Here is a 1,235-nt window from a genome sequence, read left to right on the forward strand (position 1 = left end):
TCCCAAGGCAGGCACATTTACCCTGGTAATGCACTATATAAAATGGAGCGTGAGGACTGGCCTGTTTCTGAATACCAAAAGCAAGTTGAGATTACTCGCCAACTTGCCTCAGAACTGTCTCTAGGAAATATTTTTTTCAATATGAAGGTACTTGGTGAAAACCGCCAGGGTATTTTTGATTATTTCCAAACTTCGCTTTATACTGAACCAGCATTGCCTCCGGCAATGGAGTGGTTAGGAGGTAACTCGCCAGATATTCCCTCTGATGTAAGGAGAGTTGGCAGCAAGTTGATTTGGAAGGCAGCAACTAGTAAAGATATTCGTAGCTGGACTATTTATCGAAAAATAGGTGATAGTTGGAAGCTATACAAAATTGTAACAGCGGCAAATACAGAGACAGAGGTAGAGCCTGGAACTTATGCAGTTTGTGCGGTAAATCGGATGGCTAATGAAAGTAAAGGAGTTGTCGTTTCTAACTAGGGTTTAAGGAAGTCTGGTTAATTGACACTCCCCCACCTAGAAGGAAGGAGCTTTGCTCGAAACTGGGGTAATAAGTAATAAGTAAGTAGGGCGCTCATGAATAAACCTAAAACCTGAAACGCCAGGTTCCTTGCCGAACAAGACTTCCAAGTTTTGCTATTGTTCGTTTAATTACCTCTACCTACTTACACTCTCATGAAAAGTACTACAAAATTCGATTATGTAATTGTCGGTGCCGGTTCTGCTGGTTGTGTTCTAGCTAATCGCCTGACAGAAAACTCCAATACTACTGTAGTACTCCTTGAAGCAGGCAAAAACGATTACCCAAGGGGTAGCGCCAAAGGCAATCGCCAACTCAACCTACGTATTCCTGCTGCTTTCTCAAAACTCTTCAAAACTGAATACGATTGGGCATACTACACTGAAGTTCAGCCTCATCTCAATAACCGCCAACTTTATTGGCCCCGTGGCAAGGTATTAGGAGGCAGTAGTTCAATTAATGCCATGATCTATATTCGGGGGCATCGCTGCGACTACGATTACTGGAACAAATTAGGAAATTCGGGATGGAGCTTTTCGGAAGTGCTTCCCTATTTCAAAAAAAGTGAAAACCAGGAAAGGGGAGCTTCTCAATATCACAGTACTGGTGGTCCTATTAATGTGGCTTGTTTACGCTATACTAATCCCCTTTCCCATGCCTTTGGTTAGAGAATACATTAAGTGAAGAATTAGAAAAAAATTTAAAAATAGCTAAT

1 protein-coding gene and 1 pseudogene are annotated in these 1,235 nt (G+C 41.8%); both read left to right on the forward strand.

Translation table 11 applies throughout. The features are described from left to right. Positions 1-480, forward strand: a pseudogene (locus F6K23_RS40835) (hypothetical protein); the annotation flags it as partial. 195 nt (positions 481-675) lie between these two features. Beyond that, complete coding sequence (locus tag F6K23_RS40840; protein WP_293166962.1) at positions 676-1,188, forward strand: GMC family oxidoreductase; 513 nt, start codon at positions 676-678, stop codon at positions 1,186-1,188. Positions 1,189-1,235: the final 47 nt, after the last annotated feature.

It is taken from the genome of Okeania sp. SIO2C9 (assembly GCF_010672455.1).
Classification (GTDB): Bacteria; Cyanobacteriota; Cyanobacteriia; order Cyanobacteriales; family Microcoleaceae; genus Okeania.

Coding starts and splice junctions, on each gene's coding strand:
- F6K23_RS40840 (WP_293166962.1), top strand. CDS start 676: ATGAAAAGTACTACAAAATTCGATTATGTAATTGTCGGTGCCGGTTCT.